This is a genomic window from Pseudomonas sp. F007 (assembly GCF_057814275.1).
The window spans coordinates 1-280 of record NZ_JBVATA010000053.1; the positions used below are offsets into that span (position 1 = coordinate 1).

General features: G+C 64.6%; 1 pseudogene. It reads right to left on the reverse strand.

Annotation, left to right across the window (positions count from 1 at the left end):
* Positions 1 to 280: pseudogene (locus ACZYR5_RS29695) on the reverse strand (TldD/PmbA family protein); the annotation flags it as partial.

The following is a 280-nucleotide window of genomic DNA, read 5'->3' on the forward strand; positions in this document are numbered from 1 at the left end:
GGCGAAGGCTTCGCTGTTCCAATCGTGGCCGGCGTAGCTGGCTTTCACCGCCTGGCCGTTGGCGTGGAACATGCAGAAGTCGAAGTTGAAGCTGTTGGCCTGATGCCAGCCAAACGCACCCGATGAACTGGCGAATCCGCGGCTGATCGGGCCGGCGGCATATAAACCGACCAGGTCCAGGCCAGCGGCGGCGCTGGCGATTTCGGCCACTGCCTGGGCGGTGTCCGGCAGCGGTTGGTCCGGCACGTTATGGCTCTGCCAGGCATCGTGGTTGAGCTGC